Below are 24,419 nucleotides of genomic sequence, written 5' to 3' on the forward strand. Positions count from 1 at the left end.
TTTTCAAAAAAATACAATCAATATATTTTTGCACAAAACATAATTTGGAGATAAACCTTATGATATCAAGGTTTCCAACCAACTCATACTCTCAATCTTACAAATTTGTTATCTAAGAAAATAGCTATCCTCAAAATTCTTAAGAAATTTTTTATGAATTCTATTTTTCTGAAAATATACAAAGATACTTTTCCCGAATTTACTGACTCCAGGAAACTTCTTTTGCTGCCATTCTCAGGCATTGATTTCTTGAAAAGGATCAGTCAGATTCGTTCGTTTGATAGTTTTATTGGACGAATGTGAAAAAAAGTGTTATTCTAACTATGGAATTTCGTTATCAACTAACCGTTGCCTTTCATTGACAAGTTTTAAGAAAGGAGAATGACTATGACATTCTATAACACAGATCTACAATATCGTGTAACTCTGGATACCAAATTGAATTTATTTATCGTTTTCGATAAAAAAGATGCGAATCATTTTGCGACTGGAATTACGATCGAGCAAGCTGTACAAGAATTGAAAAAAACTGCATAAGGAGTTTATCCAAATGAAGGATACCGATTCGTACTGAAAGCACCTCGCTAAGGAAAAAATTAGCTAGGTGCTTTCTTGTTTTTTGGCTCGCTTTTGTCTTTTGCAGTATCCGCTTCTTGCTTCTGTCCACTTTGCTGTTCATCTAGCTGTAAGATTTCATCAACAGATCCTTGCGTAATAAATTTGCTCAATCCCTGTGCCGCAACTTTTGTGTAACGCATAAAGTAATCTTTTTCTTGAAAATCTATCCTCTTCCCTCCTACTGATACAACTGTACTTTCATTTCGTTTACTAGCGATTTTACCAGTAATTCTTGAGCGTCACTTCTTTAATACATATGAATGATCCATTAATAGCATACACGTTACATTTGTCAAATCATTCTTTTCCTCTATTCATGAAAAGACAAATCTGTTTTCTGATTCCAGACATAGTACTATTAACTTTAGGAAACTGTTTTATTAGGGGGGATGCTTATGGCTACATTTTTTGCTGGTTTGTTTTTTATCGGTTTGATCGGTTTCATTTTTGGCATTATCTTATTTTATATTGGGTTGATAACTCAAAAAAACAAACGAGATCGAAACGTTTTGATCATTGTCGCTTCCGCTTTTATTGCCTTGTTTTCTTATGGTGGCTTGTCCTTCTACCAAGATGTGACATCTTTCGATAGCATCACTGCACAATTAAGCCTTTCTTTACGTAACGAATCAAGGCAAAGCGAATCCTTTGGCGATGCCGCTGCTTCCATGGAACAACCACAAGGAGAACAAAAAACTGGCAACAACGAAGCAAGTAGCGCACAACAAGAAGAACCCGCGAACAACGAGCAACATACACCTGAACTTTCTCGTGAAGAAAGAAATGCACTGAATCGTGCAGAAAGATACTTATCCAGCAATGCGTTTTCTCAGTCGAGCTTGAAACGTCAATTACTCTATGAAGATTTTTCTGAGAGCGCAGCAGACTTTGCCGTAGCCACCGTGGATGCCGATTGGAACGAGCAAGCTTTAAGAAAAGCAATTCGCTACTCGCAAAATTTATCCTTATCAGATGAGCGTGTAGCGAACCAACTTTCCTTTGAAGGCTTTACTTCTGAACAAATTGAATACGCCTTAGCGAGTTTGCCCGATTGATTCTTTTCGTTTGTTGCCACACCACAAGAAAAAAGGGTCCAGCGAATTGGCGTACATTTCTGTTGATTTCCCGATTGAGTGTAAGCTGAGGTTTTTTCAGATGGTCATCGAGCAAACTCGGCAGTCAGTTAGCTTCTCTGCCCATTTTTCTGCCCACAACAAACAAAAAAGCCTATCTCGAAAGATAGGCTAAACGCTCCAAAGCGTTGATATAAGGAGAGTACAGGATTTGAACCTGCGCGCCGGGATGAACCGGGTCGGCGGATTTCGAGTCCGCTGCATTACCACTCTGCCAACTCTCCATAACAGTTATTTTCGCTAGTTTTATTAAAAATGTCAAGAAAAATCTGCACCCAATAAGTAATGGGATGCAGATTTTTTGTTCTTTAATCGAAGATGTAGCTATCTTTCTTTTCGATTACGCCTTCAATAGTCTCGTTGATGATTTTGATGATCTGGTCATCGGTGGGTGTGATGATACCCGCCGACATTAAGGAAGCCAAACCAGTAACAACGATCCATGCGCCATTATGTAGTGCATTTACCGCATCTTCTGAAAGATCCGCATATTTTTCTTCTGATTTGATCAAGGATTTGAAATAGGTCGATGAAAAATCATGCATCAATTTCCCACCGCCATAGTCGTCGATAAAAAGGGCGATGTAGAGATTGTGCTGCTCTTGAGCGAAGCGTATATAATTCAGGCCTAAATCAACAAGTTTGTCTCCTGTTCGAACAACTGGAAAAACATTTTCCGATAGATCTTTGAAAACAGCCTCCACCAAGGTATTTTTTAAGTCCTGCATATTTTCGAACTCAAGATAAATCGGTTGAGTAGAAATTCCCATGTGCTTAGCGATATTCCGGGCCGTAAAATTGCCAAAACCTTCTCTATTGATCAGTTCATAAGCGGCCTTCAAAATGTGCTCTCTTGTATAGACCTTCCTTCGCATCAATAAATCCCCCTTTTTTTATTTATTTAATTGTAACCGAGATATTCATTTTTTTAAAATAAAACACTCCATCCGTTATCTTATTTCTATTCACTTTGTTCATTAAAAACGAATGTTTACTAATAAAGAGAAGTGCTTCTCCTTTCATTTATCACAAAAAATCCTACGCATTGGCTGCTAGTTATTTTTCAAATCTACTTTTCTTCCTTGTTGAAAACTCGCTGAAATTGTACACTAAGAATGTAGTGCGCAAATTCGATTGAAAAAGGAGTTTGGAAATGGCTGAATCAAAAGAGCTATTATTGGAGACCTGTTTGTTGGCAGGAAAAATCATGATGGAAAACGGCTCGGAAGTCTATCGAGTGGAAGATACAATGAATCGAATTGCAGCAAATGCCGGAGAGCAAGGCAGCATTAGTTATGTAACAGCAACTGGACTTTTTATGGGCTTACGCAGTAGCCACTATGCACAAGTAGAAAATGTTCATGATCGAGTCATCAATCTCGAAAAAATTGTTGCCGTCAACGGATTGTCTCGTGCCTATGCTGAAAAAAAAATCTCGTTAGTGGAACTGCACGAGGCATTAAAAAAGGTCAATCCAACGACACCAAGTTTTCCTTACTGGCTGCAGGTGTTTAGTGCGGGCGTGGTCAGCAGTACTTTAATGATTATTTTCGGCGGTGCTTGGTTTGATTTTCTAGCAACGTTTGTCATTGGCTGTCTGGGATTTTTATGCGCCTATTGGGTCAAAAAAGTCATCGATATCCGCTTTTTGGATATGTTTTGCGCCTCTTTACTGATCGGTACTTTGTCTCTTCTAGCGGTCTCTCTTCATGTCGCACAAAACGTCGATAATTTGATTATCGGTGCCGTCATGCCCTTAGTTCCTGGTGTAGCGATCACCAATTCCTTTCGGGATATTTTGGCAGGCCATCTCATCAGTGGGACTGCTCGGGGAACTGAAGCTATTTTCACAGCTGCCGCGATCGGTGTTGGCATCGCCACGGTCTTCACCTTATTTGGAGGGATCTCATGACGATTTTTATTCACCTTTCCTTTAGCTTTTTAAGCACCGTGACCTTTGGTATCTTAACCAATATTCCTAAAAGAGCCTTAGTTGCAACAGGCATTGCTGGAACGGTTGGCTGGATGATCTATTGGTCATTGAAAACGATTGGCTACGGTCTAGGCAGCGCCAACTTCTTAGCCGCATTTGCCGTCGGTTGCGTCAGCATCTTTTTTTCCCGCAGAAAAAAAATGCCCATGATCATTTTTAACATTCCTAGCCTCGTTCCTCTCGTACCGGGTGGTCCTGCCTACAAAGCCGTTCGAGAATTCGCTTTGGGCGACAACTTTGTCGGCTTTGAAAATCTGATGATCGTTGTCATCACCGCTGGGGCGATCGCTGGAGGCTTCATGATGACGAGTGTGGTTGAAAAGATCGTTAATCGTTGGCAAATGAAGCGAACGAAAAAACAGCCCTCAGATAAAAAAATCTCCTGAAACTATTGGTGCGCAGAAACTATAAATTTTTCTTATTTCAGACTTTAGTACAATGTTTTCTTTTCGGACTTCTTTTATAATAAAGGCATACCTTACAAAACTGTTTGACGTTTGTCATTTGTTTTACTGGATTTTTCTGGTCTCACCCCGTATAGTGGGATTATGAAACATAAAGGAGATGAAGTCCTGTGAGCATAGCAACTTCTCGTCGTATCATTAATACGATTTCTATTATTGGCTTAGGTTTATCTATCGCATTAACGATCTATTTTATCAATCTAGGTGTTTTCAAAGACATTAATGCACTGCGAGGTCTAGTTGGAAATTCCGTTATCTTAGGACCAATCGTCTTTATCCTTTTGCAGATCTTGCAAGTAGTGATCCCGATCATTCCCGGTGGTGTCTCCAGCGCTGCAGGTGTCTTGATTTTCGGTCCTTATCTAGGATTCGTTTATAACTATGTAGGAATCAGTATTGGTTCTGTCATTATTTTCCTGCTAGGCCGACGATACGGTAAACCATTCATTTTAAGTATGATCAGTGACAAAACTTACGATAAATATATTGGCTGGTTAGATAACCAAAGCCGATTTGAAAAACTTTTCGCCCTTGCAATCTTTCTACCAGTCGCCCCAGATGATGCCCTTTGTCTAATGGCTGGCTTGACCAACATGACAGTGAAGAAATTTACGCTGATTATTTTGTTGGCAAAACCTGCTTCAATTTTCTTGTACAGCATGGCTTTGATTTATGGTGGAACATTCTTAACTGGTTTGTTAGGCGGATAAGAAAAATAGGTAAGAAAAACGATCAATTCATTGAGCCGAACATGAAGGAGCTGCTTTTCATACAGGGATCTATACCTGTGGCGAATGTGCTTCTGAAACTGTTCGACTCTTTTTTTCCGCCTTTTTAGAATAAATAGGAACCAAAATACTTACTTTTGTTAGGATGACGACCATGAATTATTTAAAAAACAGCTTAGTCAACACTTGGGATTTTTTGAAAGACAGCAATGCCTACTTCCGTGATGTTTTATTGATGCACGGTGCCTTGTTGTTCTTAGTGATCCCGATATTATCGGCTTCCACCAAGTTCGTCTTAAAGCGCGGCGGCTTGCCTTACCTTTCTTTCGATAATATCGGTAGTATCTTTACAGATCACCCTGTTGTGTTGCTCTCATTAACCCTGATTTTGCTTTTGATCTTATTAGCCGTCTTTTTTGAATTTACTTTCTTGCTGCTGAGTGTCTATTTTATCAAAAAGAAGCAGCCCATCAGCTTGCGGCAATTGTTACGAATGACTATTTTGCAATTGCGCAAATTACGGCCGATGACCTTTTTATTTTTCCTTTTTTACTTCTTACTGATTTTACCCATCGGTGGATTGAGTTTTAATTCGGATTTACTCGCAAAAATCAAAATCCCTGCTTTTATCATGGACTTTATTTTTGCCAATCGTGTCTTGATCATCGGGGCAGTGCTTTTGGTTTATGTTTTGTTGATTTACTTGGGGATTCGCGTGATCTTTGCCTTACCGGAAATGATTTTACGTGATCTGCCCTTTCGAAAAGCGATCAAAGAAAGCCTCCAAGTAACAAAACGCCGTTTTTTTGCCATCGTTGGTCAATTTGTCTTTATCGGTGGTAGTATCTTATTGATCACGACTCTGGGCTTCACGCTGCTGATTACCCTTCAAGCGGTGATTGAAGTTGTTACACCGGACTATGCGTTGTATAGTGCTGTTTTTATTATGACTTTCTTGCAGTTTATTTTGTTACTGAATGTCATTTTATCGACCGTGGCTATTTTTTACATCATCGTTGATTTCATGGATGATGAAGGCTTTTTACCAGAGATCCCTTCGTGGTTCCACCAAGAACCATTGAACCAGCGACATTTTCTAGGACTGAAAAGTTCCTTGTTTACCTTGGTCACGGTACTTTTTGGTGTTGGGGTTAGTCTGTATAATATGAACTATCTGACCTCAGCTGCTTCGATCCATCCGGTAACGATCTCCCATCGAGGGGTAAGCGACGGACAAGGGGTCCAAAATTCCCTTGAAGCGTTACGTTTTACTAGTGAGAAATATCAGCCGGACTACGTGGAAATGGACGTCCAGCAAACAAGTGATGGTCATTTTATTGTCTACCATGATTTTTCTTACCGGCCTTTGACAGGCGGCAAAGGAAAACCCGAGCAATTGCCCTTGAGTTACGCCGAATCACTGACGGTTTCAGAAAACAACCAGACAGCCCGTATTCCAACTTTTGACGAGTACTTGGCGCTTGCCAATCAGTTGGACCAAAAATTACTGGTGGAGATCAAAACCCAACAAAAAGATACTGCGGCACTCGTAGATGCCTTCTTAGAACGATACCAAGAGGATTTAGTTGCAAATGGGCATATTATGCAAAGTCTCTCCCATACAGTTGTTGAAGAATTAAAAGAGAAGGCGCCTGAATTGACGTCGGGATACATCATGCCTTTCAATGTCGTAGGGCCGCCACTGACCAGTGCCGACTTTCTGACAATGGAATACAGTACGATCAACCGCAACTTCATCGCTTCTGCCCGGACCGATGGCAAGGAAGTGTTCGTTTGGACCCCCAATGATGCGGATACTATCAGCCGAATGCGTTTTTACGGTGTAGACGGGATCATTACTGACCAAATGGGGATTTTAAATGAAGAGTTGAGTTTGTCGGAAGAAGATATGACTTATTCAGACAAACTATTGAATTTCGTGATTGGCGTTGGCTGATCTCACACAAAGAAAAATGCTGCTCACGGTGATCCGTTGAGCAGCATTTTTTGCTAGTTGGTTAGGCAACGTTCGTTTGCGTACAAATTTTATTGAAACTGACGATCATCCGACGATTACAAGCTTCTACTTGTGCTTGATCTTCTTCTTCATAACTTGAAACGACGATCAACGCCGTATGTACGTATAGTTTTTCCACCACACCGATCACAGGCTTGCTCGCCCCGACAGGTTGGCAGACATATTTTTCACCGATCGTAATATTCTCCATATCCTCACCTCAACCGTTTTCTTTCATAAAGATATAATAACAAAAAAGCATCAAATTGAAAACGTTTTATTTCAATTTATCACGCATTTGTCACCAAGAAATGACAGTTTCGTTCGTTCAAACGCACTGGTTTGTTCGTGCTACTTCTTAAAAATCATTCTATACTAAAGAAAATCAAAAGGAGATGAGTCAAATGCCAATTATTCAAACCTGTATCTTTGGACTATTGTCTGCTGCGTTGCTTTGGGGATTAAAAGAAGACTGCTGATTTTTTGGATCAACTATCGAGTAACACAACAAACGCGAAAATAAAACAACGCCTTGTGCCAATCAGAACTGGCACAAGGCGTTTCTTTGTCGAATTATAAACGTTCGTTCAATTCTTTTGCAAGATCTTCGAAACCTGGTTTGCCAAGTAAGGCGAACATGTTTTTCTTGTACGCTTCAACCCCTGGTTGGTCAAATGGGTTCACCCCGTTTAAGTAACCAGAGATACCTACAGCGATCTCAAAGAAGTACATCGTGTAACCTAACGTGTACGCATCCATTGTAGGAATTTTTACTAACAGATTAGGTACATCCCCATCTGTATGGGCAAGTAACGTTCCTTCAAAAGCTTTCGTATTAACAAAATCAACTTCTTTTCCTTCTAAGTAGCCAAGACCATCAAGATCTGCTTCTTGTGTAGGGATCGCAATTGATTTGCGTGGTTTTTCAACTTTTACGACAGTTTCAAAGATATTGCGACGGCCTTCTTGGATGTATTGACCAAGAGAATGCAAATCTGTTGAGAAGTTTGCGCTTGAAGGATAGATCCCTTTTTGGTCTTTTCCTTCAGACTCGCCGAATAATTGTTTCCACCATTCTGAGAAGTATTGCATGCCTGGTTCGTAGTTGATCAGCAATTCGGTTACTTTGCCTTTGCGATAAAGGATGTTACGCATTGCTGCATATTGATACGCTTCATTTTTTTCAAGGTCGTCACTTGCGTAAGCATCGCTAGCATCTGCTGCCCCTTGCATCAAGGCATCGATATCTGCTCCGCTGGCAGCGATTGGCAATAAACCAACAGCAGTCAATACAGAGAAACGGCCGCCGACGTCATCTGGAATCACAAAGGTTTCCCAGTTTTCAGCATCTGCTTCAACTTTTACTGCACCTTTCGCTTTATCCGTTGTTGCGTAGATCCGTTTGTTGGCTTCTTCTTTGCCGTATTTTTCAATCAAACGTTCTTTGAAAACACGAAAAGCGATCGCTGGCTCAGTAGTTGTTCCTGATTTTGAGATCACATTCACAGAGAAGTCACGGTCACCGATGATTTCGATCAAATCTGCTAAGTATGTTGAAGAAATCGAATTACCTGCAAAAAAGATTTGTGGTGCTTTGCGTTCTTCATTTGGTAGCAAGTTAAAGAAAGAGTGATTTAAGAAATCAATCGCTGCTTTCGCTCCTAAATAAGATCCGCCGATCCCGATCACGACTAATACTTCAGAATCAGATTGAATTTTTTCAGCCGCTTTTTTGATACGCGCAAATTCATCTTTGTCATAGTTTTTAGGAAGGTCGATCCAACCTAAAAAGTCGCTACCAGCACCTGTTCCTTCGCGTAATTGTTTGTCTGCTGCTGTAACTTGACTTTGCATGTAGCTCAATTCGTATTCGTTCACGAATGGTGCTACTTTCGAATAGTCAAACTTGATGTGTGACATGATTTGTCCTCCTTGAAAAAATAGTTTTTCATACACTACCTACTTTACGTTTTTTTTCAACTTTTTTCAAGTAATTCCTGATAGGTAGCCTGTTGGGTGATTTTAGACAAGTCCTTGAGCAAACATTGCTTTAGCAACTTTTTCAAAGCCTGCGACGTTCGCACCTAACATAAAATTATTTTTTTGATCGAAGGTTTCAGCAGTATCACGGCATGCTTCATAGATCGACTTCATGATATCGTCCAATTTGGCATCGACTTCAGCTTTTTCCCATTGCAGTCGTTGGGAGTTTTGACTCATTTCTAACGCAGAAACGGCTACGCCGCCAGCATTGGCTGCTTTTCCTGGGCAGTAGAAAATTCCTTCTTCAATAAAATATTCTGCTGCTTCTAATGAGCTAGGCATATTCGCGCCTTCAGAAACGACCCGGACACCATTGGCTTTTGCACGTTTGGCTTGTGAGAGATCAATCTCGTTTTGGGTCGCGCAAGGAAAGGCTAATTCCGCTGGTGTATCAAAATCCCAGACAGATGCCCCTTCATGATATTCGGCTGATAGACGTTCCTTGGCGTAAGCCGTCAACCGTTCACGCTTCACTTCTTTGATCTCTTTTAACAAGGCCAGATCAATGCCGTCTTTGTCATAGATAAAACCAGAGGAATCAGAACACGTGACAGGGATCGCACCTAATTCTTGCAATTTCTCAATTGCATAGATCGCAACATTGCCGCTTCCAGAAACGATCGCTTTTTTGCCTGCAAAGGTTTCACCTAGGTCTGTCAATAAATGCTTAACGAAATAAACGGCGCCATAACCCGTTGCTTCTGTGCGGTTTTTACTGCCCCAGAAGTCTAATGGCTTACCAGTTAAAATACCAGCATCGTATTGCTTCAATCGTTTGTAGGCACCAAACAAATAGCCGATTTCTCGGCCTCCGACACCAATGTCGCCAGCTGGAACATCTAAGTCAGGTCCGATATGTTTTGACAGCTCCGTCATAAAGCTTTGGCAAAAACGCATCACTTCGGCATCTGATTTGCCTTTTGGATCAAAATCACTTCCGCCTTTGCCGCCGCCGATCGGCAGACCTGTCAAGCTGTTTTTGAAGATTTGCTCAAACGCCAAAAACTTCAAGATACTCAAGTTTACACTTGGGTGAAAACGCAAGCCGCCTTTGTAAGGCCCCATTGCCGAGTTGAATTGAATCCGATAGCCACGGTTTACTTGCCAGTTGCCTTGATCATCTTGCCACGGGACTCTGAATTGGATAAAACGTTCTGGTTCAGTTAAGAGTGCAAGGATATTTGATTCAATATATTCTGGATGCTCCTCTAAAAAGGGAACGATCGTAGGCAAAAATTCATCAATTGCTTGAAGAAATTCCGGTTGGTGTTGGTCTTTCTCATGAATCTTCGCTTGAATTTCTTTCACGTAAGCTGAAGCTTTGGTCATAGTGCATTACCTCCTTTAAGATATTTTCTATTTTAAAGAAATTTTCTGAAATTGCACGCTTTTTTTTAGAATTGTCAGAATTTTTTATTATTCGAAAAAAATCGACCAATCCTTTCAGCACTCATAGCCGATGTGTTACAATCCCAAAGAGGTGAAAAGAATGGAAAAAACCTATGATGTCATTGTTGTTGGTGCAGGTACGAGCGGCATGATGGCTGCGATCACTGCTGCCAAACAAGGTGCGCGGGTGTTATTAATCGAAAAAAACAAAAAAATCGGCAAGAAATTATTGATGACTGGCGGCGGACGCTGCAATGTAACCAATAATCGGCCGGTAGATGATTTAGTTGCTCATATTCCAGGAAACGGCAAGTTTTTGTATAGCACGTTTTCTCAATTCAATAATTATGATGTAATGGCGTTTTTCGCAGACTTAGGTGTCGTCTTAAAAGAAGAAGACCACGGACGGATGTTCCCTGTGACGAACAAATCAAAAACCATCGTCGAAGCGTTGCTTCAAGCAATCAACGATCATCACGTCACCCTATTGACGAACACGGTCGTCACAAAGCTGATCCATGACGGCAGTCAAATTCGCGGCGTGCGAACCGAAACCGATGAGTTCTCTGCCCCTAGTGTGATTTTGACGACAGGTGGCCGCACCTATCCTTCCACGGGCGCAACGGGGGACGGCTATAAGATGGCAAAAAAAGTCGGCCATACCATTACGCCACTTTATCCAACCGAATCGCCGCTTGTTTCAGAAGACTCCTTTATTCAAGAGCGGACGTTGCAAGGCATTTCCTTGCAAGACATCACGTTGAGTGTCTTGGATCAAAAAGGAAAGCCCATCGTCGCCCATACCATGGATCTTTTGTTTACCCACTTTGGGTTATCTGGTCCAGCTGCTTTACGCTGTTCCTCTTTTGTGAACCAAGAATTGAAAAAGCAACAACCCGTGACGGTTGTTCTGGATTGTCTGCCAGCAAAATCCCATGAAGCCTTGACCCAGGAATTGATTCAGTCTGCGGCTTCGAAGAAACAATTGCCGAATGCTTTAGCTGGCTTTTTGCCTGAGCGCTTGATGACCTTCTTTTTGCAGCAGCTAGACCTGCATGAGCTGGTTGCTGAAAAAGCCTCACCAGAACAGTTGGCTGCGCTCGCTTCCTTGATCAAAGGCTTTTCAGTCACTATCGTTCGCACGTTCCCGTTAGAAAAGTCTTTCGTGACTGGTGGCGGGGTCCATCTGAAAGAAATCAATCCAAAAACCATGGAGAGCAAGAAAATCAACGGCTTGTATTTTGCTGGTGAATTATTGGATATCAATGGGTATACAGGTGGTTTCAACATTACAGCAGCGTTTTGTACTGGACATGTTTCAGGGAAAAACGCAGCAGAAACAGCTAGTTATTTCAGTTATTGATCGATGACCCAGGTGTTGGCAGCAATATCCTTGCCGTTGCTACCAACACCTGGGTCTCCTCTCTTTTTGCTTATTAGTTGGGTTTTTCTCAAAGTAGGCGTAGACTAAAGATAGCAAGATCGAGGGAGGTTTTTTTAATGAAACGAATTTCAAGAGGTAAATTTGAACGAATGCAAAAACTTTCAAATGAGGATGGTGTGATTGCCGCACTAGCGATCGACCAACGTGGTTCCATGAAAAAAATGATGAAGGCGGCAACTGGACCGGATGACTTTACGATGGAACACATTTATGAATTCAAGCAGTTGGTTTCCCAAGAATTGACCAAATATGTCAGCAGTATTTTGTTAGACGAGGAATATGGCTTCTTAGGGATCGAAGCAAAGAATCCCAACGCTGGCTTGATCCTTTCCTATGAAAAAACAGGGTATGATGTCAATACGCCGGGTCGTTTGCCAGAAATTCTACCCAATGAATCGCTGCAGCGCTTAGTGAAAAAAGGGGCAGATGCTGCAAAAGTCTTGGTTTATTATAATCCAGATGAACCGCAAGAGATTTTAGATACCAAACATGCGTTTTTAGAACGTTTAGGTACGGAGGCACAAGCGGCCGATATTCCGTTATTTGTAGAGCCAATCGTTTACGACGATGAGATCACAGATGACAAATCACCTGCTTTTGCCAAGATCAAACCGAGCAAGGTCATCCGAACCATTCAGGAACTGACGAAAGATCACTACCATATCGATATTTTGAAAGTCGAAGTACCGGTTCAGTTCGACTTAGTTGAAGGTTTCCAAAAAGAAGGCTTAGAGGCCGTCTATACGCAAGAAGAAGCCGCCAATTACTTCAAAGAAGCTAGTGACGCTGCGACGCGACCATTTATCTATTTGAGTGCGGGTGTCCCAGCGAATGTCTTTCGCGATGAATTGACCTTTGCTGGTCAACATGGTGCTAAATTCTCAGGAATCTTAGGTGGACGAGCAACTTGGCGCGATAGTGTGGAAATCTATGGGAAGCAAGGCGCCAAAGCATTACTGGAATGGCTGGACACCCAAGGGAAAGAAAATGTTGAAGAATTAAACGCCATTCTAAAACAATATGCCACTCCATGGTTTGACTTTTATGGTGGTTTAGAAAATATTGAGGTTTTCGATATTGAAGTAATGGAATAAAATAGTACAAAATAATCCCCGTGAACGGCATTTCAAGATGGTTCACGGGGATTTTTTATTCGTGTTCAGGTGCCAACAAATCGGCAAAGACCGCCCTAGTCAATTGTTGCAACGCTTGTGGGGCAAGCCCCATCTGCAACCCGCGCTTTCCTGCAGAAACCACGATTTCTTCCAGTGTCTCTGCCTTATGATCAATATAAGTAGGAAAGAGCTTTTTCATCCCGATCGGCGAACAGCCGCCGCGAATGTAGCCAGTCGTTTCTTCTAAATCTCTCAGATGCAGCATCTCTACTTTTTTGTTTCCACTGACTTTGGCTAACTTTTTCAGATCCACTTCTCTGTTTCCAGGAATCACAGCCACCAGCGGACCTGTTTTGTTGCCCACTGCCACCAGCGTTTTGTAGATGGCTTGCGGGCGTGCTAGTTGCACAGCGACGGATTGCGCATCGAGATGGTCTTCCGACCACTCATAGGTGTATTCGTTATAAGCGATTTTCTGTTGTTCTACTTGACGGATCGCATTGGTTTTTTGTTTCTTCTTCGCCATTTTATCCCTCTTTTGTTTTGGTTTCTTTTAAGAGAAGGCCTTGGCTGGTCTTACTCATTGAGTGAAAATTCTTGTAAGTAGTTGGTCATTCGTTCGATCGGTATTTGTCCAGGTGCTGAAGCACCTTGCAACGAAGCAAAAGTAAAGACCGAACCAGTCAATGCCCCACTAACCCGGCTGATTTTCCCCAGCTCCCCCATCGACATGATCGCCAACGGCAGTTGGTTGAAGCCACGCGCTTTAGTAATGATCCCCATCAAACGCAAAACATCTTGGACTTGCTTGGGCATCATCGCTAACTTACCAACATCGGCACCAAATTGATTCATTACGCCGATCTTTAAAATCAACACAGCATCTTCTGGCGTTTTCTCAAAATCATGATTGCTCAATATCAGCTTTACCTGTGCCTTTTTGATTTCTTGAATAAAGGCTCGACCTAAAAATTCAGCTTTCTCTAATTCGACATCGATCCAATCGATCAAGCCTGAATCAGCAGCAGCTAAACACAATTCTTTGTACTGGGTCAATGTGAACGCCCGCTCGCCCCCTTCTTCCAAGGTTCGAAAAGTTAAGAGCAGCTCTTTGTGCTTCAATGTCGTGCGAATATGTGATAACGCATCTAAGACAGCTTGCTGGTCTTCGACATGTTTGTAATGATCAACACGCCATTCGACGATCTGTGCCTCTGATTCCTCAGCAGCAATGGCTTGTTTCAAGATCTCTTCATTGGTTTTCCCAATCAATGGCACACAAATCAACGGTGTTTTCCCGTCTAACGTTACTGGTTTTGATCGGCTCATCTACTTCACTCCTTTTTCATTTGATAAAAGAATACTTTCAGATAGTTCCCTTCGGAAAAATGCTTATCTACCGCAAAATCAGCTGGTAGACGATAACTTTGAATACATTCATAAGCAACGTGTGCTTTCTCTAAGGATGCTTCGATCATTTCTTGAAACTTCCTCGGTGAAAGATTGGCCGCATTCGTTGAGGCGATCAACAAGCCATCAGGCGCTAAAATCGCCAAACTATCAGTGACTAAGTCGCCATAATTTTTCGCAACCGAGAAGACCTTTTTCTTGTTGCGGGCAAAACTCGGCGGATCTAAAACGATCACATCAAAGCGCAAATCTTTTTTGCTGGCATAATTGAAGTAATTGAAAACATCCATGACATGGATACGCTGGGTATCTGGATCAATGCCGTTGACTGCAAATTGTTCGCGGGTCTTTTCTAGACTGCGTTTTGCCAAATCGACGCTCGTTGTTTGAGCAGCGCCACCGACAGCAGCAGCGACAGAAAACGCCCCCGTATAACTGAACATATTTAAAACCGTCTTGCCAGCTGCCAAGCCATCAACAAGTTGCCCACGAACTTCTTTTTGATCCAAAAAGATGCCCGTCATTAGTCCTTCGTTCAAATACGTCGCATACGTGACGCCATTTTCCTTCACCAGTAAGGGTTCAGGTGCCGTTTTTCCATAGACCCATGCTGATTCAGGCAGTTCAGACGTAAAGCGGATTTTTTCATAAGCCCCTTTGATCTCGGGAAATATTTGACGAAAAGCCGCCACGATCGCTTTTTTATGTTGATAAAGGGTGGCATTGTACCAAGAAAAAACGACATACTCGCCATACAAATCTACGGTAAGTCCCCCCAATTGATCCCCCTCGCCATTAAACAGACGAAAGGCATCTGTCAGGTCATCTTGATAGTAAGCAATGCGTTTGCCTTTTGCTTTCGCAAAGCGTTGCGCAAAGAATGCTTGGTCGATCACTGTTTCTTCAAAGGATACGACCCATCCGATCCCTTTATTTTGTTCCCCAAGATAGCCGACACCTAAGAAATGGTTGGCCTGATCAATAAAGGTGACCCACTCCTTCGTCTCGATTGCTTGTTGAAGATCTTCTCTTTGGATCAACGGATTCTTTTTGCGAAGCTTCGCTGATCCTTGCTTCGTTAGTTTTATTTTCATGTTCATCTGCTCCATTCATTCTCCATTTTAGTATAGCAAAAAGCGACTGTATTGTCTGTATCCTTGAAAGTAAAGAAATACTTAATTCCGCGTCATGACAAGGAATTCATTTGACACGTCTTTCACAGCCTAGTAAAATGTACTGTGATGTAAAATCGTAATTTACCGGTTATACTGGAAAAAGAGAGGACGATTCCTTTGAAAAAAAATAAAGTATCCACCTTTGTGAATACAAGAATGGGCTTTTTTTTCCTATTAGCCCTATTATTTTGGCTAAAAAATATCTTTGCCTATATGGTGGACTTCCACCTAGGTATTGAAAGCAGCATTCAGTACTTCATCTTATTCATCAATCCGATAGCAACGACTTTGTTGCTGCTATCGATCGCATTGTACGTAAGAAGAACCAAAGCAGCTTATATCACGATGCTTGTGATTTATTTCTTGATGACTCTGCTGTTGTTCTCCAATGTTTCGTACTATCGAGAATTCACTGACTTTATCACCATCAACACGATGCTTGGTGTAGGAAAAGTGGCAAGTGGTCTAGGAGAAAGCGCAATTCGCTTGTTCCGTCCCTACGATGTGTTGTATTTCATTGACTTTATCGTGCTGATCGCAGCCTTTTCAATGAAAAAAATCAAAATGGACACTCGTCCTGTGCGGGCACGGATGGCTTTTGCGATTTCAACCTTAGCTGTCATGGTCTTTTCTGCCAATCTTTTCTTAGCAGAAGCGGACCGTCCTGAATTGCTTACTCGAACGTTTTCTCGTGACTATTTAGTGAAATACCTTGGGATCAACGCCTTTACGGTTTATGATGGCGTGCAAACCTATCAAGCTTCGCAAGTACGTGCCGAAGCGAGTCCCAACGACATGAACGAAGTAGAAAGCTATGTCAGAGAACATTACGCGGAACCGAATGATGATCTGTTCGGTATCGCAAAAGGCAAGAACGTCATTTATATTCACTTAGAAAGTGTTCAGCAATTCTTGATCGATTATAAATTAAAAGATGAAAATGGTGTTGAACATGAAGTCATGCCATTTATCAATAGTTTGTATCATAGCGATAGCACCTTTAGTTTCGATAATTTCTTCCATCAAGTAAAAGCTGGGAAGACCAGTGATGCGGAAACGTTATTCGAAAATTCCTTGTTCGGATTGAATCAGGGGGCATTATTCACTCAACTGGGTGGGAAAAATACCTTTGAGGCAGCGCCAGATATTTTAGGTCAAACCCAAGGCTATACCAGTGCGGTTTTCCACGGAAATACGGGTACCTTCTGGAACCGAAATGAAACCTACAAACGGTTTGGCTATGATTATTTCTTCGACGCATCGTATTATGATGTCAATGATGAAAATTCATTCCAATACGGTTTACATGACAAACCGTTCTTTGAACAATCGGTACAATACTTAGAACGTCTGCAACAACCGTTCTATTCAAAATTCATTGCAGTTTCTAACCACTACCCATATTCTGAATTTACCAATGAAGAAGGCGGCTTCCCGCTAGCGAACACTTCTGATCAAACGATCAATGGGTATTTCGCAACCGCGAATTATTTAGATAAAGCCGTAGAAGAGTTCTTTAATTACTTGAAAGAAAGCGGCTTGTACGAAAACTCAGTCATCGTTTTATATGGTGACCATTACGGAATTTCCAATTCTCGGAACCGCAACTTAGCAGAATTGCTTGGAAAAACAAGTTCGACTTGGACAAACTTTGACAATGCTTCATTGCAACGTGTCCCTTATATGATCCATATTCCAGGACAATCAAACGGCGGCATCAATCATACGTATGGTGGCCAAGTTGATGCGTTGCCAACCCTCTTGCACTTACTCGGTGTAGATACATCGAACTATATTCAATTGGGACAAGATTTATTCTCTGATCAAAATGAACAACTGGTTGCCTTCCGCGATGGCGACTTTGTGACACCAGACTACACTTACTATAGCAGTACATTGTATGACAATCGTACCGGCATGCCGATCAACGATCCATCCGATGAACTGCAAGCGAAAGTCGATGAGTGGAAAGCCAAAGTTGACAAACAGCTGTCGGTTTCTGATCAGATCAACAATGGTGATCTCTTACGTTTCTATGCGAAGAGCGGTTTAGAAGAAGTCGATCCTTCGACCTATAATTACAAAGACGCCCTTCAGCAAATGATGGCTATCGAACAGAATCTAGGCAGTGATTCAACCAGCGCCTTTTCTCAAAACGGCAATCAATCGACCGTCGATCTGTACCAAACAAAAACCTTCCAAGAATACCAGCAGATGACGGAACAAGATAGCGGAGAATAACCTATAAGTACTACAAGATCGATCCAGCAAGGCGGATGCTTTGCTGGATTTTTTTCGGCTGTTTTGTTCGTAAAAACCCGATTTTTTCTATTGCTTTTTTAGCTTCGATATTTTACTACAAGAACTTCATACTTTATTCAAACTCCCCTTTTATACTATGAAATAGGATGAGGTGAACTAGATGAAAACTATACATTTTGCGATTGCCAGCATATTTTATCATAAAAAAGCCATGGTGCTTTATACGCTTGTATCCTTCTTTGCCGTGATTGGCTTGATCGTGACCTTCGCTTTGATCTACTCAATGGATCAAGTGATCGCTCAAACCAGAGATCTCTTAACAACAGAAGATTTGCAAACGAAAGTAGCGGAAGAGATCCAACCAGTCACGACGATCTATCATCAACTGTTCTATTTGATTTTTAGCGCCTTTACACTGGTCTTTATCGGCTTTCAAGTTTATTACCAATTATCGAAACGCTCAGAATACACTGCCTGGTTAGCAAGTGGTGCCACCACCAGACAATGGGTGGCGATGCAGTTGCTTGAAATGCTCTTGCCGCTTTTAGCAGCTGCCGTGACCGCCTTTGTGTTATTGCTGCTCTTCCAGCCTTATTTCCAGCGAGAATTGCTTAGCGGGCATATCATCGCTCTTGATCGTGAGCGTGCTTCGGATCACTTTTGGGAGGCTGTTCAAAGTCTTCCTGGTCAAGAATTCGCCATTACGATCCCACAAAACAGTCAAATTCTTGTCCAAAATGTTGACTTGAACAGCACCACCTGGCTGGCTATTTTATTTGAAAGTACGCGCCACACACTTATCGTATTGATTGCCGCTGTTACCAGCTTTACTGGTCTGATTGCTAGCGGACATAGTCTGTATTGGAGGAAAAAACAATGGAAAAACCAACTCAGCTAACGAAATCAATTGGTTTCTTTTATGTTGCGAAAGACAATGAAACAAAAACATCTGAATTAAGTTTGCTGCTTTCACAAAAAAAAGCAATCTTGATTCGCGCACAGTGGCCCTCCGTCCCCTTTTTATCAGTCATGGACAATGTATCTCTTGCAAATAAAAAAGGGGGCGATTTAGAGGAAGTGCTGCCTTATGTACAGCTTCCCTTATCGGCTTTGAAAAAAGATCGAACAGAGTTAACACCCTTTGAGGAGCTCAAAATTCAACTGCTCTTAGCTTTGCTTTCAGAAAGAGAAACCCTTTTAATCGAAAATGTCTTGAGCACATTAACAACGAACGAGGTTCAAACCCTGTTGCCCTTGTGTCAAGAAATCGCCGAACAATTTGCTGTTGCCATCTATTTGATTCATGAAGACGAATGCTTTGCCCATACCCCTTATACTACTTATCTATAGTTTACATAGCCCCCAAACAAGAAGGCTTGCTTGCAAAAGCAGGTCTTTTTGTTTGGACTGCTGCCACTGAACCGCAAAAAAAATCGACCGGCTAAGCGAATTGCTGCCGGTCGATTGCTATTCTTCATTTAAGTCGATATCAGGAAAAGAGATTTTAAACGTCGTGCCTTTGCCAAGTTCACTTTCTACACTGATCTTTCCTTTGTGCAGGCGTACGAGCTGTTCAACGATCGATAGGCCCAAACCTGATTCACCAAATTGACGGTTTTTACGGGAAGGATCGACTTTGTAATAACGATCCCAAATATTCTTGACTTGTTCTTCAGACATGCCGATTCCCGTATCACTGATTTCGATGATCGTTTCCAAGTAGCCTTTTTCGATTCGAACCCGAATTTCTCCATCTTCCGTAAACTGGATCGCATTTTGTAAAATATTGACCATGATTTGGACGAAACGATCGTAGTCGGCATAGACGTCAATTGGCTCTGTTGTTTCTAAAATCAACACATCTTTGGCGATTTCTGCCTTGCTCTCAAGTTGCGTCAGCAGATTTTTGATGGTTTGCGTTGCATCGAATTTTTTGATGACCATCGAGATTTGATTGGTTCGGATTTTCTCGTAGTCAAGGTTTTCGTTGACTAACCGAATTAAGCGATTGGTTTCATTTTTCATCAAGCGGATCGCATTGTCCTTTTGATTTTCAGGAATCGCGTTGTACTCTAACCCTTCCAATAAGCCATTGATGGTCGTCAAAGGCGTACGCATCTCATGCGAAGCGTCTGCCATAAATTGTCGACGACGTTCTTCTTGTCGTTCAATTTCCTCTTGCGACTCTTTTAAGGATTTCGTCATTAAATTAAAATCTTCGGCTAACTCATCAAATTCATCCCGATTATGCACTGGCAAGAAGATATCAAAATTGCCATTGGTGATCTCCTTGGTTGCTCGTTTCATGCGATTGATCCGCCTTACTTGGAACGTAGCAAATAGGTAACTGATCAATAAGGAAACGACGATCGAGATCAAACATACTTTAAACAAGTTTTGGTTAAAAGCACTGACAAGATTCAAGATGCTGCTTGCTGATTGCGAAACCACCATCACCCCGTAAAAATCCGTTCGGTTGACAGAAAAAGGAATCAAAACATAGGAAGTCAGTTCTTTTTCCCCATATAGATTCGTGGGTGATGTCAGTTGCAGACGCGCCCCGTTTTCTAAGGATTGCCAGTCTTTTTCAGAAATTGGAAAATCTACCGCACGAGTCGTATCTAATGGATAAATGATGTCATCGGGGCTTTTAAAGAAAGCAAAAGAAATGTCTTGGTTGCTCAAAATATTTTCAGCCAAATGCAGAGAATATTGCAGATAGCCATCTCGCGTCATATTTTGCTGCAAATATTCTGAATCGCTGATTTGCGAAATCGTCGCGACCGACGAAGCATACCCCATTAACTGCTCATAATTTCGTTCTTGTAATGTTTGGCGCGTCATTTGTGTAAACGCAATACCAATCGTCATCAAAATCACGAAGATCACAACAAAAAACGCAATCAGCTGTTGATACAAGTAGCGCATTAAGCAGCACCTGCATCGTCAAATTTATACCCCACACCCCAGACGGTTTGAATGATCTGAGGTCCCACTTTTTCTATTTTTTGTCTTAGTTTTTTGATGTGCGCATCAACCGTCCGTTCATCACCAAAATATTGGTAATCCCAAACTAGTTCTAACAATTGCTCTCGTGAAAAGACTTGCCGCGGTTTTTTCGCTAACGTATAAAGCAAATCAAATTCCTTCGGCGTCAACCCATCGATGGGTTTGCCATTTAAATAGGCTTCCCGTGTTTTTGTGTTCATTTTGAAATGATCGGTCACAACATCAAAAGTTGCATCGGAAGCTTCAGGCGTTGTTTTTTCAACCAACTCACTTCGGCGGTGTAAGGCTTTGATCCGCGCGATCAAGGTCAGTGGACTAAAAGGTTTCGTCACATAGTCATCTGCCCCCATCTCCAACCCGATGACTTGATCGCTTTCTGAATCACGGGCCGTCAACATAATAATAGGTACTGTACTGGAGATTTTGCGAATTTCTCGCGCCACCATCATGCCATCCATGGAAGGAAGGTTCAAGTCAAGGGTGATCATGTCCCATTTGTCTGGTTCAGCAGCAAAGGCTTCCAGTCCTTCTTTGCCGTCGTACTTAAAAGCCGCTTCCCATCCTTCATTCAAGAAAAACATTTGCATCATTTCAGAAACAGATTCGTTGTCTTCAATCATTAATATATTCATTTTCTTCACCTCTATGTTCTTTATCAAATCGTTGCAGATTCTCTTCGATCAGGCCAAAGATCGGCACGATGAACCAAGGGATCGCGATCATTTCAACTAGGAAAAAATTGGTCCATTCTTGCCATTTCAAGACAAACCCAATGAGCGCCATGATTCCGCCAAAAAGCAGAAAATAACGGGCGCATAGTTTCTGAGCATGCCGCCAGTTGCGTTCATTTTGTTTTGCTAAATAGGAACGGTAGCCATAAATAAGGTTCATTTTTTTTGATGGAAAAAGAAAAAAAGTGAGACCAATCAAGAAAAAAATGATGCCAATTACTAAAAAAATCATCGTTTCACTCCATTCTTCCTATAGTATACTCGAATTTCTTTCTTCTACCAACAACTTCACCGATTATTCATAAAGGTTTGCCTTTTTTTCAATCTTTGATAAGATTGTGAGTGGACTATGACTATAAACCTTAGGAGTAAGATACATGACCTATAAAGCATTAACTTTTTTTGATCTTGACGGTACGCTTTTAGATGAACACTCGCAAATCACATCCGAAATCGCTGAAGCAATGACGATGTTGCGAAAAAACCAAGTACTGCCGATCATTGCAACAGGAAGAACCGAACCTGAAGTTACCGCCATTCGTGAAGCAGCTGGGATCACCTCGAACATCGTCATGAACGGCGCCTTTATCCGTATTGACGGCAAAGAAGTTTTTTCCGATACCCTTGAACCTGAACTTTGCGCACGGATGTTCCAAGCAGTCAAAGACAATGGTGATGAACTGTGCTATTACAATGAGAAAGGCTATTGGGCGACTGGACATACCGAGGAAATGATTGGTGCGTACAACTATGTCCGCAGCCCTTTACCAGAAATCGATCCTCTGCATTATGAAACAGATCGGACCAATATGTTGTTGGTTTTAGGTGTCGGCAACGATGCTTATTATCATGAGCGTTTTCCAGAATTAACTTTTTATCGTAATACCCCCTTTTCCATCGATGTCGTAAAATCTGGCACCTCTAAAGGGACGGGCGTAAAAACCTTGGTAGAATTGTTGGGTCTAGAAGATGTACCTACCTTCGGCTTTGGTGACGGCAGCAACGACTTCGCTCTTTTAGAAGCCTGCGACCACAAAATTGCAATGGGAAATGGAATTCAAGAGTTGAAAGAGTTGGCAGACTTCGTGACCCTGAAAAATACCGAAGGCGGGATCGTGCACGCCCTGAAACACTTTGACTTAATCTGATTCTTTGCATACAGGCAAAACTATGGTATACTAATGAATGGTAGCGATACCCCTTTTATCAAGGGGATGTTACGGATTCGACAGGCATAGTTGAGCCTGAATTGCGCTTCGTAGGTTACGTCTACGTTAAAACGTTACAGTTAAATATAACTGCTAAAAACGAAAACTCTTACGCTTTAGCTGCCTAAAAACAGTTAGCGTAGATCCTCTCGGCATCGCCCATGTGCTCGAGTAAGGGTCCTATTCTAAGTGGGATACGTTTTATCTTTCCGTCTGTAAGATAAAAAAGAGAGCATCAGACTAGCGATACAGACTGCCTGTCACTCGGCAAGCTGTAAAGCGAACCTTCAAATGAGTTGACTATGAGCGTAGATTTTTAGGTAGCAATATGTTTGGACGCGGGTTCGACTCCCGCCATCTCCATAAAGAAAAATCGATTAGATTTTCGTAGTTTTTCCTAAGTGTTCAAAGCCTTGATTTAAAGAGGTTTTGAACACTTTTTTTGTATTTTCAGTTCCACAATGTTTTTCGTAGTTTTCTTGTTTGGTAGTCAAATGGTGGTTAATTATCAGCTTTAAACCGATGTGCTATTCCTCGCTTTTCTTAGATTGTATTTCTTATACCGATTGAACCTACATTAATTGTTCAAGTGAAGTCAGATGCTTTTTTTAAGCAATCAATGCTCTTCAATGGCGTACCTTTTCACCAAATTGTATACGAATCTCTTTTTTTGCGAGTTTTTCTTGGGCTGATTTTTTTACTCTATTTTTGATTTAAGGCTTTTTACTCCTTAGTATCTTTAGATACACTTTTTTTCACTCCTGTTTTGCGTTCTAAACGGCTTTCTTTGCTTCTACAATAGTTATTTTCCCTGCCTCATCGCATGAAATTTTTTGAAGATGTTTCTTATCATCAAAGCTTGATGTAAGTTTCATAATCTGCTTGATCATCAACAATCTATGATAGTTCGTTGCTGGCTTGATCTGACTCTGCCTCAGCAAAAAAAGTGCTAATTAAAGTGTTTTCGATTTCTCTACAATTTCCTTTACTCGTTCACAAAAACTATCTGGATTCATTCCAGGTTCCATTTTCTCAGCCTCATCAGGAAGTAAATCATTCAGGTACAATGTAGCTTCTTTGTTTTCGGTATACATTTCCTCGTAGTGATCGACTAAATAATGTTCCAAATCTATGGAAAACATAAAAAAATTAATTTCTTCGGAAAGTCCTTTTTCAATAAAGTTGAAAAATTTATCCATTTATCACACCTCCTTGACTAAAGTTTATCAAAATATTACAGAGCGTTCTTTACCTTCTCCTTGAATCTTGTAAGGTCTTCGTAAAATTTAGCATGTTCCTTCTTCTCTTTATGATCCTCAGTATCAATTTTTCTTCCAATCAAACAATTAGTGATTTATATTCCATTCCTCTGTCCACCATAATTTTATGTACAATAATAGTACTCAACCATTGATTTATGATTGAGTGCTATTTATCTTCTATTAACTCGATTGATTTCAAATCTGATTCAGCATAGATTGCGGATCCAATTGATATTTCTTCTTCTCCAGAAACAGAGGTATACCCATCAGTTTTAACCGCTTATTTTCTTCTGTATAGAATCTACCCATCTGTTACGTCTCGCAGAAACGACACAACGCTTAGAATCATACGTGATCAAATGATAATCGCCTTCCCTTCTTTCTTATCCTTTGATATGATGATTGCATCAAACGAAGG

General features: G+C 41.3%; 24 protein-coding genes, 1 tRNA gene and 1 other RNA gene. 13 read left to right on the forward strand and 13 right to left on the reverse strand.

What is annotated here, in order from left to right:
- Positions 1–387: 387 nt before the first annotated feature.
- Positions 388–537, forward strand: coding sequence for a hypothetical protein (locus IGK14_RS11595; RefSeq protein ID WP_005229155.1), 150 nt, complete (start codon positions 388–390; stop codon positions 535–537).
- Positions 538–596: 59 nt separating this feature from the next.
- On the opposite strand, the gene IGK14_RS11600 is transcribed toward IGK14_RS11595, so the two are convergent.
- Entirely contained in the window at positions 597–758 is a 162-nt protein-coding gene (locus IGK14_RS11600) for a hypothetical protein (RefSeq protein ID WP_228074162.1), read from the reverse strand.
- Positions 759–1,013: 255 nt separating this feature from the next.
- On the opposite strand from IGK14_RS11600, the gene IGK14_RS11605 reads away from it, so the two are divergent.
- Complete coding sequence (locus tag IGK14_RS11605; protein WP_010749665.1) at positions 1,014–1,673, forward strand: Ltp family lipoprotein; 660 nt, start codon at positions 1,014–1,016, stop codon at positions 1,671–1,673.
- Positions 1,674–1,887: 214 nt separating this feature from the next.
- Here IGK14_RS11605 and IGK14_RS11610 read toward each other — a convergent pair.
- Both IGK14_RS11610 and IGK14_RS11615 read right to left on the reverse strand, forming a co-directional pair.
- Positions 1,888–1,975 (reverse strand) — tRNA-Ser (locus IGK14_RS11610).
- Between the two features lie 84 nt (positions 1,976–2,059).
- Positions 2,060–2,626 (reverse strand): TetR/AcrR family transcriptional regulator, encoded by a 567-nt coding sequence (locus IGK14_RS11615; protein ID WP_010749693.1) that lies wholly within the window; start codon positions 2,624–2,626, stop codon positions 2,060–2,062.
- A 278-nt stretch (positions 2,627–2,904) separates the two neighbouring features.
- Between IGK14_RS11615 and IGK14_RS11620 the strand changes: the two genes are divergently transcribed.
- The 4 genes from IGK14_RS11620 to IGK14_RS11635 all read left to right on the forward strand — a co-directional run bounded on the left by IGK14_RS11620 (position 2,905) and on the right by IGK14_RS11635 (position 6,893).
- Entirely contained in the window at positions 2,905–3,663 is a 759-nt protein-coding gene (locus tag IGK14_RS11620; RefSeq protein WP_010749694.1) for a threonine/serine exporter family protein, read from the forward strand.
- Entirely contained in the window at positions 3,660–4,130 is a 471-nt protein-coding gene (locus tag IGK14_RS11625; protein WP_010749695.1) for a threonine/serine exporter family protein, read from the forward strand. Before IGK14_RS11620 ends, IGK14_RS11625 begins: the two co-directional genes overlap by 4 nt.
- Before the next feature lie 188 nt (positions 4,131–4,318).
- Positions 4,319–4,918 carry a TVP38/TMEM64 family protein gene (locus tag IGK14_RS11630; protein WP_005229140.1) on the forward strand — a complete coding sequence of 200 codons (600 nt, stop codon included), beginning with the start codon at positions 4,319–4,321 and terminating at the stop codon, positions 4,916–4,918.
- A 172-nt stretch (positions 4,919–5,090) separates the two neighbouring features.
- Positions 5,091–6,893 (forward strand): glycerophosphoryl diester phosphodiesterase membrane domain-containing protein, encoded by a 1,803-nt coding sequence (locus tag IGK14_RS11635; protein ID WP_010749696.1) that lies wholly within the window; start codon positions 5,091–5,093, stop codon positions 6,891–6,893.
- A gap of 61 nt (positions 6,894–6,954) precedes the next feature.
- Here the strand turns inward: IGK14_RS11635 and IGK14_RS11640 are convergent, their stop codons facing one another.
- From IGK14_RS11640 to gdhA, 3 genes are all read right to left on the reverse strand, one after another.
- Entirely contained in the window at positions 6,955–7,164 is a 210-nt protein-coding gene (locus IGK14_RS11640; protein ID WP_005237189.1) for a hypothetical protein, read from the reverse strand.
- Between the two features lie 362 nt (positions 7,165–7,526).
- Entirely contained in the window at positions 7,527–8,873 is a 1,347-nt protein-coding gene (locus IGK14_RS11645) for a glucose-6-phosphate isomerase (RefSeq protein ID WP_005229134.1), read from the reverse strand.
- A gap of 102 nt (positions 8,874–8,975) precedes the next feature.
- A complete protein-coding gene (gdhA, locus tag IGK14_RS11650; protein WP_438712272.1) occupies positions 8,976–10,325 on the reverse strand; it encodes an NADP-specific glutamate dehydrogenase in 1,350 nt (449 codons plus the stop codon).
- Between the two features lie 160 nt (positions 10,326–10,485).
- Between gdhA and IGK14_RS11655 the strand changes: the two genes are divergently transcribed.
- Both IGK14_RS11655 and IGK14_RS11660 read left to right on the forward strand, forming a co-directional pair.
- Positions 10,486–11,748, forward strand: coding sequence for an NAD(P)/FAD-dependent oxidoreductase (locus IGK14_RS11655; protein ID WP_010749698.1), 1,263 nt, complete (start codon positions 10,486–10,488; stop codon positions 11,746–11,748).
- 137 nt (positions 11,749–11,885) lie between these two features.
- A complete protein-coding gene (locus IGK14_RS11660) occupies positions 11,886–12,923 on the forward strand; it encodes a tagatose 1,6-diphosphate aldolase (protein ID WP_005237193.1) in 1,038 nt (345 codons plus the stop codon).
- A 55-nt stretch (positions 12,924–12,978) separates the two neighbouring features.
- Here the strand turns inward: IGK14_RS11660 and ybaK are convergent, their stop codons facing one another.
- The 3 genes from ybaK to IGK14_RS11675 are packed head-to-tail and all read right to left on the reverse strand — an operon-like array spanning position 12,979 to position 15,448.
- Entirely contained in the window at positions 12,979–13,470 is a 492-nt protein-coding gene (gene ybaK, locus IGK14_RS11665; protein WP_010749699.1) for a Cys-tRNA(Pro) deacylase, read from the reverse strand.
- Positions 13,471–13,520: 50 nt separating this feature from the next.
- Positions 13,521–14,273, reverse strand: a complete 753-nt coding sequence (gene aroD, locus IGK14_RS11670; protein WP_010749700.1) for a type I 3-dehydroquinate dehydratase — start codon at positions 14,271–14,273, stop codon at positions 13,521–13,523.
- Between the two features lie 5 nt (positions 14,274–14,278).
- A complete protein-coding gene (locus tag IGK14_RS11675; RefSeq protein ID WP_010749701.1) occupies positions 14,279–15,448 on the reverse strand; it encodes a class I SAM-dependent rRNA methyltransferase in 1,170 nt (389 codons plus the stop codon).
- A 237-nt stretch (positions 15,449–15,685) separates the two neighbouring features.
- Here IGK14_RS11675 and IGK14_RS11680 point away from each other — a divergent pair, with 237 nt between their 5' ends.
- The 3 genes from IGK14_RS11680 to IGK14_RS11690 all read left to right on the forward strand — a co-directional run bounded on the left by IGK14_RS11680 (position 15,686) and on the right by IGK14_RS11690 (position 19,141).
- Positions 15,686–17,770: an LTA synthase family protein gene (locus IGK14_RS11680; RefSeq protein WP_051095406.1), complete on the forward strand. Its 2,085-nt coding sequence runs from the start codon at positions 15,686–15,688 to the stop codon at positions 17,768–17,770.
- A 181-nt stretch (positions 17,771–17,951) separates the two neighbouring features.
- Complete coding sequence (locus IGK14_RS11685) at positions 17,952–18,689, forward strand: hypothetical protein (protein ID WP_010749703.1); 738 nt, start codon at positions 17,952–17,954, stop codon at positions 18,687–18,689.
- Positions 18,668–19,141 (forward strand): hypothetical protein, encoded by a 474-nt coding sequence (locus tag IGK14_RS11690; RefSeq protein WP_005229123.1) that lies wholly within the window; start codon positions 18,668–18,670, stop codon positions 19,139–19,141. The genes IGK14_RS11685 and IGK14_RS11690 overlap by 22 nt, the downstream gene beginning before the upstream one ends.
- Positions 19,142–19,258: 117 nt before the next feature.
- Here the strand turns inward: IGK14_RS11690 and IGK14_RS11695 are convergent, their stop codons facing one another.
- From IGK14_RS11695 to IGK14_RS11705, 3 genes are read right to left on the reverse strand one after another with little or no spacing between them, the layout of a single operon-like run.
- Positions 19,259–20,719, reverse strand: coding sequence for a sensor histidine kinase (locus IGK14_RS11695; RefSeq protein WP_005229120.1), 1,461 nt, complete (start codon positions 20,717–20,719; stop codon positions 19,259–19,261).
- Positions 20,719–21,432 (reverse strand): response regulator transcription factor, encoded by a 714-nt coding sequence (locus tag IGK14_RS11700; protein ID WP_010749704.1) that lies wholly within the window; start codon positions 21,430–21,432, stop codon positions 20,719–20,721. Before IGK14_RS11700 ends, IGK14_RS11695 begins: the two co-directional genes overlap by 1 nt.
- Positions 21,413–21,763: an SdpI family protein gene (locus IGK14_RS11705; RefSeq protein ID WP_010749705.1), complete on the reverse strand. Its 351-nt coding sequence runs from the start codon at positions 21,761–21,763 to the stop codon at positions 21,413–21,415. The genes IGK14_RS11700 and IGK14_RS11705 overlap by 20 nt, the downstream gene beginning before the upstream one ends.
- Positions 21,764–21,908: 145 nt before the next feature.
- Between IGK14_RS11705 and IGK14_RS11710 the strand changes: the two genes are divergently transcribed.
- Together IGK14_RS11710 and ssrA are read left to right on the forward strand one after the other, a co-directional pair.
- Positions 21,909–22,679, forward strand: coding sequence for a Cof-type HAD-IIB family hydrolase (locus IGK14_RS11710; RefSeq protein ID WP_010749706.1), 771 nt, complete (start codon positions 21,909–21,911; stop codon positions 22,677–22,679).
- Between the two features lie 62 nt (positions 22,680–22,741).
- Positions 22,742–23,105, forward strand: a transfer-messenger RNA (tmRNA) gene (gene ssrA / locus IGK14_RS11715).
- 587 nt (positions 23,106–23,692) lie between these two features.
- On the opposite strand, the gene IGK14_RS11720 is transcribed toward ssrA, so the two are convergent.
- Complete coding sequence (locus IGK14_RS11720) at positions 23,693–23,938, reverse strand: hypothetical protein (RefSeq protein ID WP_010749707.1); 246 nt, start codon at positions 23,936–23,938, stop codon at positions 23,693–23,695.
- Positions 23,939–24,419 lie beyond the last annotated feature (481 nt).

It is taken from the genome of Enterococcus sp. DIV0970a, assembly GCF_051711265.1.
Taxonomy (GTDB): Bacteria; Bacillota; Bacilli; order Lactobacillales; family Enterococcaceae; genus Enterococcus_D; species Enterococcus_D casseliflavus.

Coding starts and splice junctions, on each gene's coding strand:
- IGK14_RS11595 (WP_005229155.1), top strand. CDS start 388: ATGACATTCTATAACACAGATCTACAATATCGTGTAACTCTGGATACC.
- IGK14_RS11600 (WP_228074162.1), bottom strand. CDS start 758: ATGCGTTACACAAAAGTTGCGGCACAGGGATTGAGCAAATTTATTACG.
- IGK14_RS11605 (WP_010749665.1), top strand. CDS start 1,014: ATGGCTACATTTTTTGCTGGTTTGTTTTTTATCGGTTTGATCGGTTTC.
- IGK14_RS11615 (WP_010749693.1), bottom strand. CDS start 2,626: ATGCGAAGGAAGGTCTATACAAGAGAGCACATTTTGAAGGCCGCTTAT.
- IGK14_RS11620 (WP_010749694.1), top strand. CDS start 2,905: ATGGCTGAATCAAAAGAGCTATTATTGGAGACCTGTTTGTTGGCAGGA.
- IGK14_RS11625 (WP_010749695.1), top strand. CDS start 3,660: ATGACGATTTTTATTCACCTTTCCTTTAGCTTTTTAAGCACCGTGACC.
- IGK14_RS11635 (WP_010749696.1), top strand. CDS start 5,091: ATGAATTATTTAAAAAACAGCTTAGTCAACACTTGGGATTTTTTGAAA.
- IGK14_RS11640 (WP_005237189.1), bottom strand. CDS start 7,164: ATGGAGAATATTACGATCGGTGAAAAATATGTCTGCCAACCTGTCGGG.
- IGK14_RS11645 (WP_005229134.1), bottom strand. CDS start 8,873: ATGTCACACATCAAGTTTGACTATTCGAAAGTAGCACCATTCGTGAAC.
- gdhA (WP_438712272.1), bottom strand. CDS start 10,325: ATGACCAAAGCTTCAGCTTACGTGAAAGAAATTCAAGCGAAGATTCAT.
- IGK14_RS11655 (WP_010749698.1), top strand. CDS start 10,486: ATGGAAAAAACCTATGATGTCATTGTTGTTGGTGCAGGTACGAGCGGC.
- IGK14_RS11660 (WP_005237193.1), top strand. CDS start 11,886: ATGAAACGAATTTCAAGAGGTAAATTTGAACGAATGCAAAAACTTTCA.
- ybaK (WP_010749699.1), bottom strand. CDS start 13,470: ATGGCGAAGAAGAAACAAAAAACCAATGCGATCCGTCAAGTAGAACAA.
- aroD (WP_010749700.1), bottom strand. CDS start 14,273: ATGAGCCGATCAAAACCAGTAACGTTAGACGGGAAAACACCGTTGATT.
- IGK14_RS11675 (WP_010749701.1), bottom strand. CDS start 15,448: ATGAAAATAAAACTAACGAAGCAAGGATCAGCGAAGCTTCGCAAAAAG.
- IGK14_RS11680 (WP_051095406.1), top strand. CDS start 15,686: ATGGGCTTTTTTTTCCTATTAGCCCTATTATTTTGGCTAAAAAATATC.
- IGK14_RS11685 (WP_010749703.1), top strand. CDS start 17,952: ATGAAAACTATACATTTTGCGATTGCCAGCATATTTTATCATAAAAAA.
- IGK14_RS11690 (WP_005229123.1), top strand. CDS start 18,668: ATGGAAAAACCAACTCAGCTAACGAAATCAATTGGTTTCTTTTATGTT.
- IGK14_RS11695 (WP_005229120.1), bottom strand. CDS start 20,719: ATGCGCTACTTGTATCAACAGCTGATTGCGTTTTTTGTTGTGATCTTC.
- IGK14_RS11700 (WP_010749704.1), bottom strand. CDS start 21,432: ATGAATATATTAATGATTGAAGACAACGAATCTGTTTCTGAAATGATG.
- IGK14_RS11705 (WP_010749705.1), bottom strand. CDS start 21,763: ATGATTTTTTTAGTAATTGGCATCATTTTTTTCTTGATTGGTCTCACT.
- IGK14_RS11710 (WP_010749706.1), top strand. CDS start 21,909: ATGACCTATAAAGCATTAACTTTTTTTGATCTTGACGGTACGCTTTTA.
- IGK14_RS11720 (WP_010749707.1), bottom strand. CDS start 23,938: ATGGATAAATTTTTCAACTTTATTGAAAAAGGACTTTCCGAAGAAATT.